This window comes from Streptomyces sp. NPDC052036 (assembly GCF_040680495.1).
Classification (GTDB): Bacteria; Actinomycetota; Actinomycetes; order Streptomycetales; family Streptomycetaceae; genus Streptomyces.
Window position 1 is genome coordinate 1 of record NZ_JBFAWW010000052.1, and the last position, 13,899, is coordinate 13,899.

The following is a 13,899-nucleotide window of genomic DNA, read 5'->3' on the forward strand; positions in this document are numbered from 1 at the left end:
CCGCGAGCAGATCACCCCCAGGGCACGCGATGTCAACCACGTCGCGGCACACTGGAAGAAGGCGCTGAACCAGTTCTCACTCTTCTTCGAGGACCGGCTCAACACCAAGTGAAAGCCGAGGACTTACACAAAGTTCCGTACACGCCCCTACCGGCGACTGAAGTTGGGAGATGTGAACTTGTGGGCTGAAGAGGCGGTTCACGGGTCTGTCGTACGTTTCACCTCTGGGTCTGTTGCCAGACGGAGGTGAGCGCCGTGACGGGGTCGGGGTCGGCCGGCGCTGCTGGCCACCAGTCGCCGTCGTCATGCTGGAGGTAGGGGTACCAGCGGGTGTCGGGGCCCAGGCGCAGCTGGATGCGGTGGTCGGTGAGGGTGAGGCGGTTGCGCCAGGCCCTGAAGGCGACCGGGGTGGTGGTCATTTCGGTGAGGGCCTCGGTCAGGGCGGTGCTGGCGGCTGTCATCGCCGTCGGGGCGGGCGTGTGGGCGTGTTCGGCGACGGTGATGCCGGTTGGGCCGCCATACCGCCAGGCGCGGGTGAGGCGGGCGAACGCGGTCGGTTTGGCACCGGTGTTCTGGATGAGGTGGTGGAACCACTCGGGGCCGCAGTTGCTCGCGGCGATCCGTGCCGCGTCCTCGTACTGGGACAGGTGCAGGCTGGTGGTGTCGCCCGTGAGCAGCCGTGCGGCGCGTGCGGCGGTGTCCGCCATGAGACGTTCGAGGTCCGTTGCCGACAGACCGGTGCCGAGTGGCGGGGCGGCGGGCAGTGCGGCGGTGTGGGGGGCCGGGTCGGGGATTTCGGGAAGGGGCGGAGTGCGTTCGGCCAGGGCGGCCCAGGCGGCGTAGGCGCCGGCGGCCGGGAGGCCGGCTGGGGCCGGTGGGGCAGAGGTCGCCTGGGCGGCCGTACGGCGTGTGCGTAGCTGGGCGAGGACCTCCTCCCGGCCGCGGCCGCGCAGGGCGAACACTACGAAGGGGTCGGTGTCGATGGTGGAGGCGACGGCGTAGCAGAGCGCGGCGGCGTGTTTGCAGGGGTAGCCCCAGTCGGGGCAGGAGCATTCGGGGTCCAGTTCGGTGGGCTGCGGGAGCAGGGGGACACCGGCGTGGCGGGCGTCGTCCACGAGTTCGGCGGGCATCTCGCCGCAGAGGAGGGCGGCGAGATGGCCGGCCCGGGCCGCGATGGTGTCGAGGAGGGTGTCCCATTGGGCGTGGGTGAGGACGGGCAGGTGGACGGCGGAGCGGTAGGGGCGGGGCCTGCTGCCCTGGACGGCGGCTTTGACCAGGCCGGGGGCGATGGTGACCGGGCCGACCATGCCCTGGCGGGCGTAGGTGCGTCCGCGGGACAGGCGCCCCGAATCCAGGGTGGAGTCCTCCAGGGCCGTCAGCCATGCCTGGCCCCACCAGGTCGCGGCGAAGGCACGCCTGCCGCGGGTGGGCGCGCGGCGCGGGCCGGGGAGTGAGGGGCTCATGACTGCCTCCCCAGGGCGACGAGTTCGGCGAGATCGGCATCGGACAGTTCGGTCAGAGCGGCCTCACCGGAGCCGACCACGGCGTCGGCGAGCGCGCGCTTGGATTCGAGGAGCTTCACCACCTTGTCCTCCACGGTCCCCTCCGCGAGAAGTTTGTGGACCTGGACGGGCTTGTCCTGGCCGATGCGGTAGGCGCGGTCGGTGGCCTGGTCCTCGACGGCCGGGTTCCACCAGCGGTCGTAGTGCACGACGTGGGTGGCGCGGGTGAGGTTGAGGCCGGTGCCCGCGGCCTTGAGGGAGAGCAGGAACACCGGCACCTCGCCGCGCTGGAAGCGATCCACCATCTCCTCGCGCACGGTGACGGGGGTGCCGCCGTGCAGGAAGAGGGTGGGGACGCCTCGTTCCGCGAGGTGCTTCTCCAAGAGGGTCGCCATCTGCTTGTACTGGGTGAAGACCAGCGCCGACTCGCCTTCGGCGGTGATGGTGTCGATCAGTTCGTCGAGCAGCGCCAGTTTGCCGGATCGGCCGTGCAGCGGTGTGGATTGGCGCAGGTACTGGGCTGGGTGGTTGCAGATCTGCTTCAGTGCGGTGAGGAGCTTCAGGATCAGGCCGCGGCGGGCGATGCCCTCGGCTTCGGCGATCTTCGCCATGGTCTCGCGGACCACCGCCTCGTACAGACTTGCCTGCTCGGCGGTCAGTGGTACGACACGGTCGGTTTCGGTCTTGGCGGGCAGTTCGGGCGCGATGCCCGGGTCGGACTTCCTGCGGCGCAGTAGGAACGGGCGGACGAGTCGGGACAGCCGTTCGGCGACCTGTGGGTCTTCGCCCGACTCGATCGCGCGGGCGTGGCGGTCGCGGAAGGCGGTGAGCGGGCCGAGGAGTCCGGGGGTGGTCCAGTCGAGGAGCGCCCACAGTTCGGAGAGGTTGTTCTCCACGGGGGTGCCGGTGAGGGCGACGCGGGCACGGGCGGGCAGGGCGCGCAGCTCGCGGGCGGTGACGGCGTAGGGGTTCTTGACGTGCTGGGCCTCGTCGGCGGCGATCAGCGACCAAGCGTTCTCGGCGAGGGCGTCCCGGTCACGGCGCAGCACTCCGTAGGTGACCAGGACAATCTCGTCCCTGGCCAGGTCATCGAGGTGGCGGTCGCCGCCGTGGTAACGGCGCACGGGGGTGGACGGCGCGAACCGGGTCGCCTCGCGTTGCCAGTTGCCGAGCAGTGACGCGGGGCAGACGACAAGCGTGGGGCCCGCGGTGGCGGGGTCGGTCTGGCGCTGCAGGTGCAGAGCGAGCAGGGTGATGGTCTTGCCCAGGCCCATGTCGTCGGCGAGACAACCGCCGAGACCAAGCTCGCACATCTCGGCCAGCCAGGCCAGGCCCCGCTTCTGGTAGTCGCGCAGCGTGGCCTTCAGTGCGGCAGGCTGGGCGGCAGGGGTGCGGGATTCGGGGTCGCGGATACGGGCGACGAGGTCGCCGAGCGCCCCCACCGCCGCACAGTGAAAAGTCTCCCCGTCCCGCTCCACCTCGCCGGTGAGCGCGGCGCCCAGTGCCTCCATGGGAGTGAGCGGTTCCATCCGGCGGCGCCTGGCGCGGGCCACCAGCTTAGGGTCGGCGACCACCCACTGGTCACGCAGCCGGACGAGGGGGCGGCGCGCCTCGGCGAGGGCGTCCATCTCGGCCTCGGTGAGCGGGTCGCCGCCGACCGAGAGCTGCCAGCGGAAGTCGAGGAGGGTGTCGGCGTCGAGCATGCCGCCCGCGCTGGAGCCAGGCGCGGTGCGTTGCCCGATCTCCGCGGTCGCGGTGAGAGCCTTGACGAGCTCGCGCGGCCAGTGCACGTCGATACCGGCAGCGCGCAGAGCGTCGGTGGCGTCGCCCAGCAGGTCGAACGCCTCGTCGTCGGTCAGCCTCAGCTGGTCCGGAGCCGCATCCTTCAGCAGCCGGTCCAGCGGTGGCCACACGTGGGCGCCGCGGCGCAGTGCGAGCAGCGTCTCGGTCTCTGCGCGGGGGCCGAGGAGGCGCTCGGTCTCGGCTGGCTCGCTCCACAGCCGTGCGGCCTCCACGACGAACGCCGGATCCGCCGCGGTGTGCAACTGCAGGACGGCCCGGAACTGCCGACGCCGCCCCTCAGGTACGTCAACCCGCAGCGAGACCCTGACGTCGGCGGTGAACGCGGCGGCGGTCTCCTCGGCCCACTCGCGCAGGTCGGGCACGCCACGCGTCTCGCGCCAGGCGTACGGCAGGGTTCCCATGGCGAGCGGAGCGGCGGGGGTGCGGACCAGTTCGTCGGCCACCGCGTCGCAGAACCGGTGTACCAGCGCGGCTGGTTCCGCGATCCGCAGCGGGGCCGGACCCGGTTCCGGCAGGCAGTGGGCGTGGGGCGGAAAGGCGTCGGCGAGGACACCCAGCGTCTGCCGCTGGGCGGCGGTGAAGGGGCCCGCCTGCCAGGTGTCGTAGCCGGCTGGGGTGAGGGCCGGGTGGAGGCGGCCGTCGGCGAGCAGCCGCAGCGCGAAGCGGGCGGCGGCCTGCCAGGCGGCGGCGGACGGGTGCGGCGGCTGTGCCCCGGCCAGGGCGGCAACGGCGAGGGCGACGGGCAGCGCGTAACCCTCAGCCTTGCGCCGTCTGACCGAGCGGCCGCGCGGCAGCACCAGCTCCACCGCCTCGGTCTCGACGCCCGCAGGCGCGATGCCGTCGGCGGCGGCTGCCCCGTCGGGCTGCCACAGCAGTAGCCGGCCGAGGCGGGCAGGCTCGCCGGGCAGGAACACCGCCGCCCAGCCGTCGTTGAGCAGACTCCGTGCCCAGGCAGCCGACTCCGGTACGGCCAATGGCGACACGCTTTTCGCGCCCTGCTCCCGTACGAGGACTCGTGCCACTCTTTCGCCTCACTGTCGTCCAGGCGGTCTTCGCCGCGCTTTCGTTCACCAGCTGGTTCCGACCCTGCTGTCACCAGCGGGAGTGGGCCTTGTTCGCCGCGGTACGCATGCGTTTGGCCAGCCGCTTGTCGACGCCGCGCAGGCCCTCACCCAGTTCGGCGAGCACTTGGGCGGTGGCTGGGTGTTCCACTCGCCACAGCTCGTCCACCTGCTGTTCGAGCGCCTCCGGCGCCGTGTTCCAGTTCTCCAGGAAGCCCCGGGTCAGCTCCTCGCTCTCCTGAGCGCCGGCGAGGATCGACAGTCCGTCGATGAGCAGCCACAGCCCGGCCTCATCCGCCCGCGCCGGGTCCACACGTGCTTCTGCCCCAAGGCGTGCACCCAGGGTCGTGGTGGCCACCTGGCGGCACCCCTCGACGTCGGAGGCTGCTGCCTTGCGCAGTACGCGCAGTGCTCGGGGATCGTCGAAGTCGGCCAGCACCAGTTGGGCGACGGCGCGTTTCGCTGCTGACTCGGGGCCGTCTCCCGCGCATGCGTCGAGCAGCCCTACCGCGGCATCCGCTGCCGAGCGGTGTTCCAGCCACCCTTCGACCTCCCGGCGCATTTCCTCGGAGGAGTAGCCCAGGAGCCCTTGGAGCAGAGCGTCGGCGTCCGCTTCGGCCAACTCACCTAGCAGCGGCGCAGGTACACCGCACTCCATCAGGTAGGCGCGCAGCCCGTAGCGGCCGAGCGGGGTGAGCCGCATGCGGCCCCCGCGCCTGTCGTCCCGCGACCGGTTCGACGCCGCCGACGAGGTTCCTGAACGACCATGCTCCTGCCCGCCCATGGCGTTCAGGAGCATGCGCAGAGCCTCCTCAGCCGAATCGTCGCCGTCACCAGGCTCGTACTCCACCGCACCCAACAGGGCAAGCCCTTCCCCCAGTTCCCGGAAGGACACCGCGAACAGCGCCTGGAAGAGATCGAACTCCGGCCCGTTCTCGCCCACCTCACGGGTCTTGGCACGCAGGTCGTCGACATCCACCCAGGCGTCGTCCGGGGCGTCGTACAGCAGGCCGACCAGTCCGTCGGCGATCTCAGCCGTCAGCTCGCCCAGCTCACCGTGCCACCCGTCCAGCACTCCCGTCTCACCGATCTCCTCCAGCAGATCGCCGATCGTGGCTGCCCAGAACTCCAGAAGTTCCTCACCGGTGAAGTCGGTTGCGGCGCCACCCCACGCGCGGCCCCCGGTGATCGTGATCATCCCGCCGTCCACGGCGAGCCACCACGAATCGTCGAGAAAGGCCACGTCCTTGGCGCTGCGCAGCGATTTCAACGTACGAGCCCGCGCGACGGCATCGACATACGGAGAGTCATCGTCGGCCAGCTTCCACAGCTGGAGCTCCTCGACGGCCTCACGGGCGAGCGCGGGCCGCAGCACCCGGTCGGCGGTGACCTGCCGTCCCTCGTGGCACCAGGCGGCGAGCCGCAGCGCCGCGTCGAAGAGCGGAACACCGTGCACGGCAGCGACAAGGTCTTCCTGCGGAGCCAGGGTCACAGGGCGCAGCACAGGCACATCCTCGGCTGGTCCGTCGACTCCGGCATCGACCGGATCGCCGACCCGGCACTGCCCCCAGGTACACAACGTCAGATCTTCGGCGGTCAGACGACGGGCACCGCCGTGCCCGGCCCGATCACCGGGCGACGGCTTCGCTTTTCCGGACACCGTGTCCGGCGTCAACTGGGCCAGCCGCGCGGTGATCCCGTCCCGGTCGAAGGCCGCCGGATCATAACCGGCGGCCCGCAGCTCGTCGACAAGTTCATGGTAGGGGCCGTCCGCGGCCCCGTCCGGGGCGTCGAGGAGCTCCAGCACCTCGGCCAGCGCCCACACGCCGCCGATGTCCTCGGCCGGAACACCGGCGCGACGCCCGCCGACGCAGCGCACCGTCCGCTGCGCGCCGACCGGGCGCGGCAGCGTCTTCTCCAGCGTGATCCGGTGCTCCCAGCCATCGCCGAAGTCGTAGACATAGCGCAGCCGTGCCCCATCCTCGGCCAGTACGTCGCCGAGCGCGGTGGCGTCCTCGTCGCCGACCCCGCGGCCGAAGCCGAGATCGATGTCGGTGAGTCGGGCCGCATCGCCGTACCCCCGACCGAACTCGTCGCTGAAAAGGTGCAGATGATCGCTATCCCAGCCGAAAGCGACCTGGATGGCCTCGTGCAGCGTGCCGAGCGAGGTGTCGGACGGCACCACAAGACGCCGCCACAGGGGCGGTCTCGTGCCGTCCAGCACAATCTTCAGCTGGAGATCGGACGGGGCCGTCTTCCCGCCTGGCCGCATCGTTTGCTCCACCGCACCGGGGCTACTCGAACGGCCCCATCATGGCGCTGTCGGTGTGCCCAGTTCAAACCCGGTTGTGGCGGCCACCGTCCTTCTGGACATACACGGTCTCGATGCCGCCCGCAGTCGGTATCCTGTGTCCTCACAATCTTCTGCGGGCAGCGCAAGCGCCCTACCAGCCACAGTTGTCACGGTGCGCGACATGTGCAGACGCAGCGCGTTGCCGGGTTTCATAGCCCGTCTGGGTGCTTGAGCCGCGTGAGTGGTGCTCTTGGGGCTGGTTGGTCTCGTCGGCAGCTTGTAGATGCGGACTCCTCCGGATTCGATCAGTCGATGTCCGGATCATCAGCTTCTTCGAGGATGCGGGCCGCGAGGTCGTTGGCCCACTCCACGGCCCAAGCACGGAGAGCGGTGATGGTGGCATCGTCCAGGCCGTAGGCGGCGAAGGCTTCGTCGTCGGTCCACTCGGCGCCCGTGAGGCTCGACTGCAGGTCCTCGCGCTCGAAGCGGCCGCGGGCGTGACGGCGGCCGAATTCCGCGAACTCGGCGTTGGTCCAGCGGCGGGAGGCTGCGAACACGTCGATCAGATCACGGGGCGCTCCGCGGTCGGCGAGGGCACGGACCTTGGTCCCGATCACGTCCTCCTCCGCGAGGACGGGCCCGTAGGGGCTCTGGGCGACCGGCCGCCAGAAGATCTCCTTGAGGATGTCGACTTCGCAGTCCTGCCCGGTGACTGGGTCAGTCACGGTGAAGCGAGCGGACAGCGGGGCGGTCTCCAGCGTGTGCACTTTCCAGCCGCGGGCTTCCAGGCCGGCACGGAGCGTGGCCGCGATGTCGGCCATGGGCGCCGGGTTCTCGGTGGCGACATCGAGGTCCTGGCTGGGGCGGTCTACGAGGTGGTGTGCCCGCACGGCGTATCCGCCGGTGAGAACCAGTGGATACGGGGAACTGCTCTTCCCCTCAGCCCGGATCCACCGGCTTGATGCCTGTGGACGGTTTCTCGGGGAACGAAGAAGTGCCTTGTGACCTGCGATGATGGGGTTTCTCTAGGACCACATCAGGCACACGATCAGCAAGGCACTTCCGAGATGCAATCTTCCCATGCCGCGGCGGCTGTCTCGTCCGCGTTCGACGACCCGAACCTGATCGCGTGCGGCGGCCTCGAGCCGGTGGTGCGATTGGCGGAGCGGTGGGGTCTGCCCGCGCTGGTCGGGGAGTACGTCCGTCTGCCGGCCTCGAAGGACGGTACCGGTGCGTTCCCCGCGGCGAAGGTGATGTCGCTGGTGGGCGGCATGCTCGCGGGCGCCGACAGCATCGATGACGTGCACCGGCTAGGTCACGGCGCGATGGGCCGCCTGTTCTCCGGAGTACGTGCCCCGTCCACGCTGGGGTCGTTTCTGCGTTCCTTCACGCACGGGCATGTGAAGCAACTGCACGCTGTGGCCCGCCGGTTCCTTCCCGAACTGGCCCGTCATGCCTCGCTGCTGCCCGGCGCGGACCAGGTCGCCTACGTGGACATCGATGACACCATCCGCCGCACCTACGGCTATGCCAAGCAGGGTGCCGGTTACGGATACAGCAAGGTCAAGGGCCTGAACGCGCTGCTCGGCATCGTCTCCACACCCCTGGCCGCCCCGGTGATCGCCGCCACGAGGCTGCGCAAGGGACCATCGAACTCCGCGCGCGGGGCGGCGGCGTTCGTCGCCGAGACCATCCGTACCGCTCGCGCCTGCGGCGCGAGTGGCCTGCTGGTGATGCGCGCGGACTCGGCGTTCTACAGCGCCGATGTCGTCAACTCCTGCCGGGCCCTGGGCGCGCGGTTCTCCCATCACCGTGCGGATGAACGCTTCCGTCAAGGCGGCCGTCGCCCGCATCGATGAGGACGCCTGGACGCCGATCAAGTACCCCGAGGCGGTCTGGGAGGAGGAGAGCCGGTGCTGGATCTCCGACGCCGAGATAGCCGAGACCGGCTACACCGCCTTCACTTCCAAGCCGAAGAAGCAGCAGGTCACCGCCCGTCTGATCGTGCGCCGCGTCAAACGCCTGAGCGCTGACGCCGTCCCCGCCGGACAGGGCACGCTGTTTGACACCTGGCGCTACCACGCCGCGTTCACCGACTCCCCACTCTCCTTGAACGATGCCGAGCGTGATCACCGACGGCACGCTGTCGTCGAGCAGGTGATCGCGGATGTCAAGAACAGCGCCTTCGCCCACGCGCCCTCCGGGCATTTCCAGGCCAATGCCGCGTGGCTCGCCCTGGCAGCCCTGGCGCACAACCTGACTCGCGCCGCCGGCACACTGGCCGGCGCGTTCCATGCCAGAGCAACCACCGCCACCATCCGGGACCACCTGATCAACGTGCCAGCCCGCCTGGCCCGCTCGGCCCGCCGCCTCACCCTGCACCTGCCCGAACGCTGGCCCTGGAGCACCAACTTCAACCAGCTCTTCGGCATCGCGCACGCGCCACCAGCCCTCTGACACTCCCTGACCGACCTGCCCGAAAGGGCCCGAGACCTGCGAAAAAGTGGAAAGGCTGGGCAGACCAGCGGCCACCCCACGCCCGAATCCTCAACTCAGCCCCGACCCGGCCTGCACGACCCCGAAACGATCACACCGAATCAAGCCGGTGGATTCGGGCTCAACCGATGGGCAAGACCCCGACCACCTCTTCGCCGACCGTTACACCCAGACGATCGCCTTCGCCCTGCTGCTGGCCCGTATCGAGAACGTACCGCTCGCCGACCGCAACTTCGTTGACGTTGCACGTGAGTTGAAGGCCGAGAACACGGTCATGGGTCAATCCCTGCAGTTGCTGACGGAGACGGTGGACGCCGAGTTCGCCCGCCGAATCGACACGCTCGTGCAGGTCATCGATGCTGTCGACTGGGAGGCGATCCGAGCACGGACGCCCGACGCCCACGTTCGTCTCTACGAGGATTTCCTCCAGGAATACGACCGCGAGCTGCGTACGCTCCGGCACGTACTACACCCCGCCCCAATGGCCATGAGTTAAGCCGTATCGGGTGTCAGTTGGTGGAGCACGATGGTGCGGGTGACTCGGCGGGTGCCGGGGTCGGTTGAGCTGCGGGTTCGGTAGCTCAAGTGGGGGCGTTTCGTGGTTCGGGGTGCGGGGCGGTCACGGATGAGCATGTCGGGGAGGTCGGCCATGAAGAAGCGCAGGGCCTTCGCGAGGAGCTCAGGGGGAAAGGGCCGTCCGCACAGAGCTTTTGACGGCGTCCAGGACGGGCGGGAAGCTGATGCGGGCCGGGTCGACTCCGGCGATCACGGCGGCTCTTGTGATCAGGGTGCGCAGGGCCTGATAGACGCAGAGCAGGGCCCACAACTCCTGGCGTACGCCCTCGGGCCTGCCCGAGCGCAGGACACCGCCGCTGGTGCGCAGGTCGACCTTGACCAGCTTGAACAGGACTTCAATGTGCTGGCCAGAATGCACACATGAAGGTGTATCAGTCTGGAGATGTGCCAATAATCGCACGTGAGGGGCTGTTGCGGCTGGTCACGGTGGTCGACCGGCTGCGGGCCCGCGAGGGCGATCGTTCGGAGGCGTCGTCGTGGACAACGGAGGGGGCGCCTGCCCCAGAGCCGGGCCCTGTCGGGGGCGGGCGAGCAGGTGTGGGCGGTGCTGCCGGAGGTGAACCGGCAGGTGGCGGTCCGCTGGCTGGCGGAGCTGGCCGGCCGGACCGGCCCCGTCGACCTGGTGGCCGGGGACGCGCCCGGCTCGAGCGGTGAGGGGGCGGCGGAATGACGGCCCTGATGCCGTGGGAGCGGGTGGATGGGAAGGTGACCGAGCGGCATCGCGACGCGCTCGCGATCGTTTACGTGAGGCAGTCCACCCGCCAGCAGGTTCGCGATCACGGGGAGTCGACCAGATTGCAGTACGCGCTGGTGGACCGGGCCGTGGCTTTGGGCTGGCAGGCGTGCCGGGTGCTGGTCATCGACGACGACTTGGGCCGCTCCGGGACCAGTGCGCTGGCCCGTCCCGGCTTCCAGCGCCTGGTGTCCGAGGTCTCCTTGGGACATGTCGGGCTGGTGCTGGGCATCGAGATGTCTCGTCTGGCACGCTCGGAGAAGGACTTCTACCAACTGCTGGAGCTATGCGCGCTCGCGGGTGCCCTGCTGGCCGACACCGATGGCGTGTACGACCCGGGTGACGTGAACGACCGGATGCTGCTGGGGCTGAAGGGGACGATGTCAGCGGTCGAACTCCACCTGATCAAACAGCGCATGCACGCCGGGAAGGTCAACAAGGCCCGCCGTGGCGAGCTGGGCTTCGCCCTGCCGATGGTGCGCCGCCCCTCCGGCGAGCCGGTGCTGGACCCGGACGAGCAGGTCCGGGCCGCGGTGCGGCTGGTGTTCGCCAAGTTCGCCGAGCTGGGCACGCTCAACGGGGTCCTGCGCTACCTGGTAGTGAACGGGATCGATCTGCCATTGCGGGCCCGTTCCGGGCCGGACAAGGGCGAATTGGTCTGGCGGCGCCCGAATCGGGCTACCTTGCAGTGGATGCTGCACAGTCCGATCTACGCGGGCATCTACGCCTACGGTCGGCGCCGGGTCGACCCGAGGCGCAAGGTCGCGGGCCGCCCGGCCACCGGCAAGGTCGTCGTCGACCCGGACCAGTGGACCGTGATGATTCCCGGCGCGCTGCCGGCCTATATCAGCGAGCAGACCTGGCGGGACAACCTGGCCCGCCTCGCCGCCAACGCGAGCAGGGCCGACACAACCGGTGCCGCCCGGCGTGGCAGCGCGCTGCTGTCGGGGCTGGTTCACTGCGGCCGCTGCGGCAAGCGGATGACCGTGCGCTACCACGTCCGCGAGGGGCACCGCCAAGCCGACTACGCCTGCGCTCGCGAGCTGGTCGACTACAGCGGCAGGCTGTGCCAGGCGATGGCCGGCAGTGGCATCGACGCCTACGTCACCGAGCAGGTTCTGGCCGCACTGGAGCCGGCCGCCGTCGAAGTCTCCTTGCACGCGGCCGAACAGATCGAAGCCGACCGCGCCCGCGTGGACCGCATCTGGCGCCAGCGAATCGAGCGCGCAGGCATCGACGTCGACCGCGCCCGCCGCTGCTACTGCCTGGCCGAACCTGAGAACCGCCTGGTCGTGCGCCAACTCGAGCACGATTGGGAACAGGCACTCGCCGCCCAGCAGCAACTGCGTAAGGACTACGCGCGCTTCACCGCTGCCCGGCCGCCCATCCTCACCCCCGCCGAACGCGCCGCGGTCACCGCCCGCGCCGCCGATATCCGGGCGCTGTGGCACGCGGAGACCACCACAAACACCGACCGCAAGGAGATCATCCGCGCGCGGTCGTGGAGACGGTGACGATCGCCATCGTCGGCGACAGCGAACAGGTGACCTGCACCATCACCTGGGCCGGAGGCCATACCACCACGGGCACCGCGATCCGCGCCGTGGCCCGCTTGGAGCAACTTAGCTACTACCCGCAGCTCCTGGACCGAATCCGTGAATTGGCCGAGCAGGGACACCGCGCCAAGGCCATCGTCGAGCGTCTGGCCGCCGAGGGGTTCCGCCCGGCCAAGGGCCGCGACAAGATCAGCACCCGCTGTGTCGACCAGCTCCTCGACCAGCTGGGCTACCCGCCCCAGCGGCGACGCCGCCCCGCCTTCCCACCCGGCGAGGCTCCCGGCCCCGACGAGTGGTCGCTCGATCAGCTCGCCACCGAACTCGACATGCCCCCCATCACGCTGCGCGACTGGGCCGCCAAGGGCTGGGTCCAGGGCCGACGCCAATCCACCCCGCCCCACCGCTGGATCCTCCACGCCGACCACGACGAGCTGGCCGAACTACGCGAACGCCGTGCCCGTCCGGCCGGCTGGTACACCCGCCGGTACTGGCAACAGCCCCCAGAGCAGTCTCAAGCCACCGATTGACGCTCATGCGTGCATTGGGGTTGACGCACCTCGATCTACCAGCGGCATCCGGCGATTCGGACCAGGTCGGCGACGGTGGCCTCCAGCGGGCCGCAGGCGAGGTAGTAGGCGATCTCGTCGGGCTTGCCGATGCTGCGGCGGGCCAGCATCCACTGCTGCCGGGTCGGCTCGGCGCCGTCGAACTCGGCCACGGAGGGCAGACGGGCTGCGGCCCAGTCGTAAAACCGTTCACCCTTGGCCCCTGGCCCCGCCGACTGACGCTGTCACGCCTCGGGCCGGGCCTGGGTGATGAGATGGCCGATGCGCGGGCCGTGGACCTGCTGCGACCTGGGAACGGCAACGTCGTGGGAGAGCTCGGCGTCTTCCAGAAAGCGTCGCAAATGCGAGTCCTGTCCGTAGGCGGAATCCGCGGTGACCCAGGCGATGGGAAGCGGGGAGGCAAGGACGCGAAGGATCATGTCGCGGGCGAGGTCGCCTTTGGTGGCGAGGTGTGCTCGTCGGGGATACGGGCCGCTTGGCAGCGTTCCCGGTTGTCGTCCACGACTTGGGCAGGTAGAGCTCGCGGTTGACCAGGGCGTGGCCGCGGGCGGTGGCGTAGGCGGCGAAGACTCCGATCTGGCAATTTTCTGTCATCCGGCCGTGCCAGAGTACTGGCGCTGCACCCCCGCGGAGGTGGTGCCCTTCTTCACGAAGCCGGTGTCGCGACTGCTCGTCGCGCTGTCCTTGCATGCGGCGCTGACACACGTTGGTGGGACGGCCGGCCCAAGACCGTCCCGCCCATGCCGAACCCCCGCGACACTCCCCAGCGTCAGGCCGTTGACCAGCAGAAATACAGAAGTCCGGCTGGAGTACTAGATGCTCCTGAACCACATTGTTTATCCACGGATCTTCACGGTCACGCTGTATCGGCCCTCATCGCCGACGCACCGCCGAGCTTCGCCGCAACTGGTGCGGCGGGCTGTGACGTCTGCTGAGCCGGGCCTGACGGCGCGCAGGGCGAGTTCGACAGTGCCGCAGCCGGCGCCCGGGGCACAGGTGTGGGCTGGTGTGACCCGCGAGGTGTCGGTGGCGGCCAGGACATCCGGTGTTCTGCTGGTGAGGTCGGACCAGTATGTGCTGTGCAGTGTGATCACCACAGAGGTGCCCACCGTGGCGGAGACGGTGGTGTGGTTCGCGCGCTCGTCCAGCCGGAGGTGTGTGGGCGTTGGCGTGGTCGGCGTGACAGGCTGCGCCGCGTTGGCGCCGCAGGCCGAGGTAGCGGCGAGAGCCAGGCAGGCGGCGAAGCGGAGTGCAGAGTGGGTGCGCGGGAGCGCCATGAACGGGACCTTTCCAGGCAGTTTGTGCCGATGAGA

The 13,899-nt window shown here is 69.8% G+C and carries 12 protein-coding genes and 1 pseudogene; 5 read left to right on the top strand and 8 right to left on the bottom strand.

Annotated features, from left to right (window positions below; translation table 11 throughout):
• Window positions 1-218 precede the first annotated feature (218 nt).
• The 4 genes from AB0L95_RS38240 to AB0L95_RS38255 form a co-directional block, all read right to left on the bottom strand.
• On the bottom strand, window positions 219-1,463 hold the full coding sequence (locus AB0L95_RS38240) for an SWIM zinc finger family protein (RefSeq protein WP_365170675.1): 1,245 nt from the start codon (window positions 1,461-1,463) through the stop codon (window positions 219-221).
• On the bottom strand, window positions 1,460-4,279 hold the full coding sequence (locus tag AB0L95_RS38245) for a DEAD/DEAH box helicase (RefSeq protein WP_365170723.1): 2,820 nt from the start codon (window positions 4,277-4,279) through the stop codon (window positions 1,460-1,462). Before AB0L95_RS38245 ends, AB0L95_RS38240 begins: the two co-directional genes overlap by 4 nt.
• Before the next feature lie 118 nt (window positions 4,280-4,397).
• Window positions 4,398-6,638 carry a plasmid pRiA4b ORF-3 family protein gene (locus AB0L95_RS38250; protein ID WP_365170677.1) on the bottom strand — a complete coding sequence of 747 codons (2,241 nt, stop codon included), beginning with the start codon at window positions 6,636-6,638 and terminating at the stop codon, window positions 4,398-4,400.
• 326 nt (window positions 6,639-6,964) lie between these two features.
• Window positions 6,965-7,609 carry a nucleotidyl transferase AbiEii/AbiGii toxin family protein gene (locus tag AB0L95_RS38255; RefSeq protein ID WP_365170725.1) on the bottom strand — a complete coding sequence of 215 codons (645 nt, stop codon included), beginning with the start codon at window positions 7,607-7,609 and terminating at the stop codon, window positions 6,965-6,967.
• Between the two features lie 117 nt (window positions 7,610-7,726).
• On the opposite strand from AB0L95_RS38255, the pseudogene AB0L95_RS38260 reads away from it, so the two are divergent.
• Window positions 7,727-9,116: pseudogene (locus AB0L95_RS38260) on the top strand (IS1380 family transposase).
• Window positions 9,117-9,264: 148 nt separating this feature from the next.
• Entirely contained in the window at window positions 9,265-9,651 is a 387-nt protein-coding gene (locus AB0L95_RS38265) for a hypothetical protein (protein WP_365170679.1), read from the top strand.
• 183 nt (window positions 9,652-9,834) lie between these two features.
• Here AB0L95_RS38265 and AB0L95_RS38270 read toward each other — a convergent pair whose 3' ends face one another.
• Entirely contained in the window at window positions 9,835-10,089 is a 255-nt protein-coding gene (locus AB0L95_RS38270; protein ID WP_365170681.1) for a hypothetical protein, read from the bottom strand.
• Between the two features lie 186 nt (window positions 10,090-10,275).
• Between AB0L95_RS38270 and AB0L95_RS38275 the strand changes: the two genes are divergently transcribed.
• Genes AB0L95_RS38275 through AB0L95_RS38285 form a run of 3 tightly spaced genes read left to right on the top strand, consistent with a single transcriptional unit; the run spans window position 10,276 to window position 12,547 of the window.
• Window positions 10,276-10,401 carry a hypothetical protein gene (locus AB0L95_RS38275; RefSeq protein ID WP_365170683.1) on the top strand — a complete coding sequence of 42 codons (126 nt, stop codon included), beginning with the start codon at window positions 10,276-10,278 and terminating at the stop codon, window positions 10,399-10,401.
• Window positions 10,398-11,978 (top strand): recombinase family protein, encoded by a 1,581-nt coding sequence (locus tag AB0L95_RS38280; protein WP_365170685.1) that lies wholly within the window; start codon window positions 10,398-10,400, stop codon window positions 11,976-11,978. Before AB0L95_RS38275 ends, AB0L95_RS38280 begins: the two co-directional genes overlap by 4 nt.
• Entirely contained in the window at window positions 11,975-12,547 is a 573-nt protein-coding gene (locus tag AB0L95_RS38285) for a hypothetical protein (protein WP_365170687.1), read from the top strand. The genes AB0L95_RS38280 and AB0L95_RS38285 overlap by 4 nt, the downstream gene beginning before the upstream one ends.
• 35 nt (window positions 12,548-12,582) lie before the next feature.
• Here the strand turns inward: AB0L95_RS38285 and AB0L95_RS38290 are convergent, their stop codons facing one another.
• From AB0L95_RS38290 to AB0L95_RS38300, 3 genes are all read right to left on the bottom strand, one after another.
• Entirely contained in the window at window positions 12,583-12,738 is a 156-nt protein-coding gene (locus tag AB0L95_RS38290; RefSeq protein ID WP_365170689.1) for a hypothetical protein, read from the bottom strand.
• Between the two features lie 72 nt (window positions 12,739-12,810).
• Window positions 12,811-13,170: a transposase gene (locus tag AB0L95_RS38295; RefSeq protein ID WP_365170727.1), complete on the bottom strand. Its 360-nt coding sequence runs from the start codon at window positions 13,168-13,170 to the stop codon at window positions 12,811-12,813.
• Window positions 13,171-13,422: 252 nt separating this feature from the next.
• Window positions 13,423-13,863: a hypothetical protein gene (locus AB0L95_RS38300; RefSeq protein WP_365170691.1), complete on the bottom strand. Its 441-nt coding sequence runs from the start codon at window positions 13,861-13,863 to the stop codon at window positions 13,423-13,425.
• Window positions 13,864-13,899 lie beyond the last annotated feature (36 nt).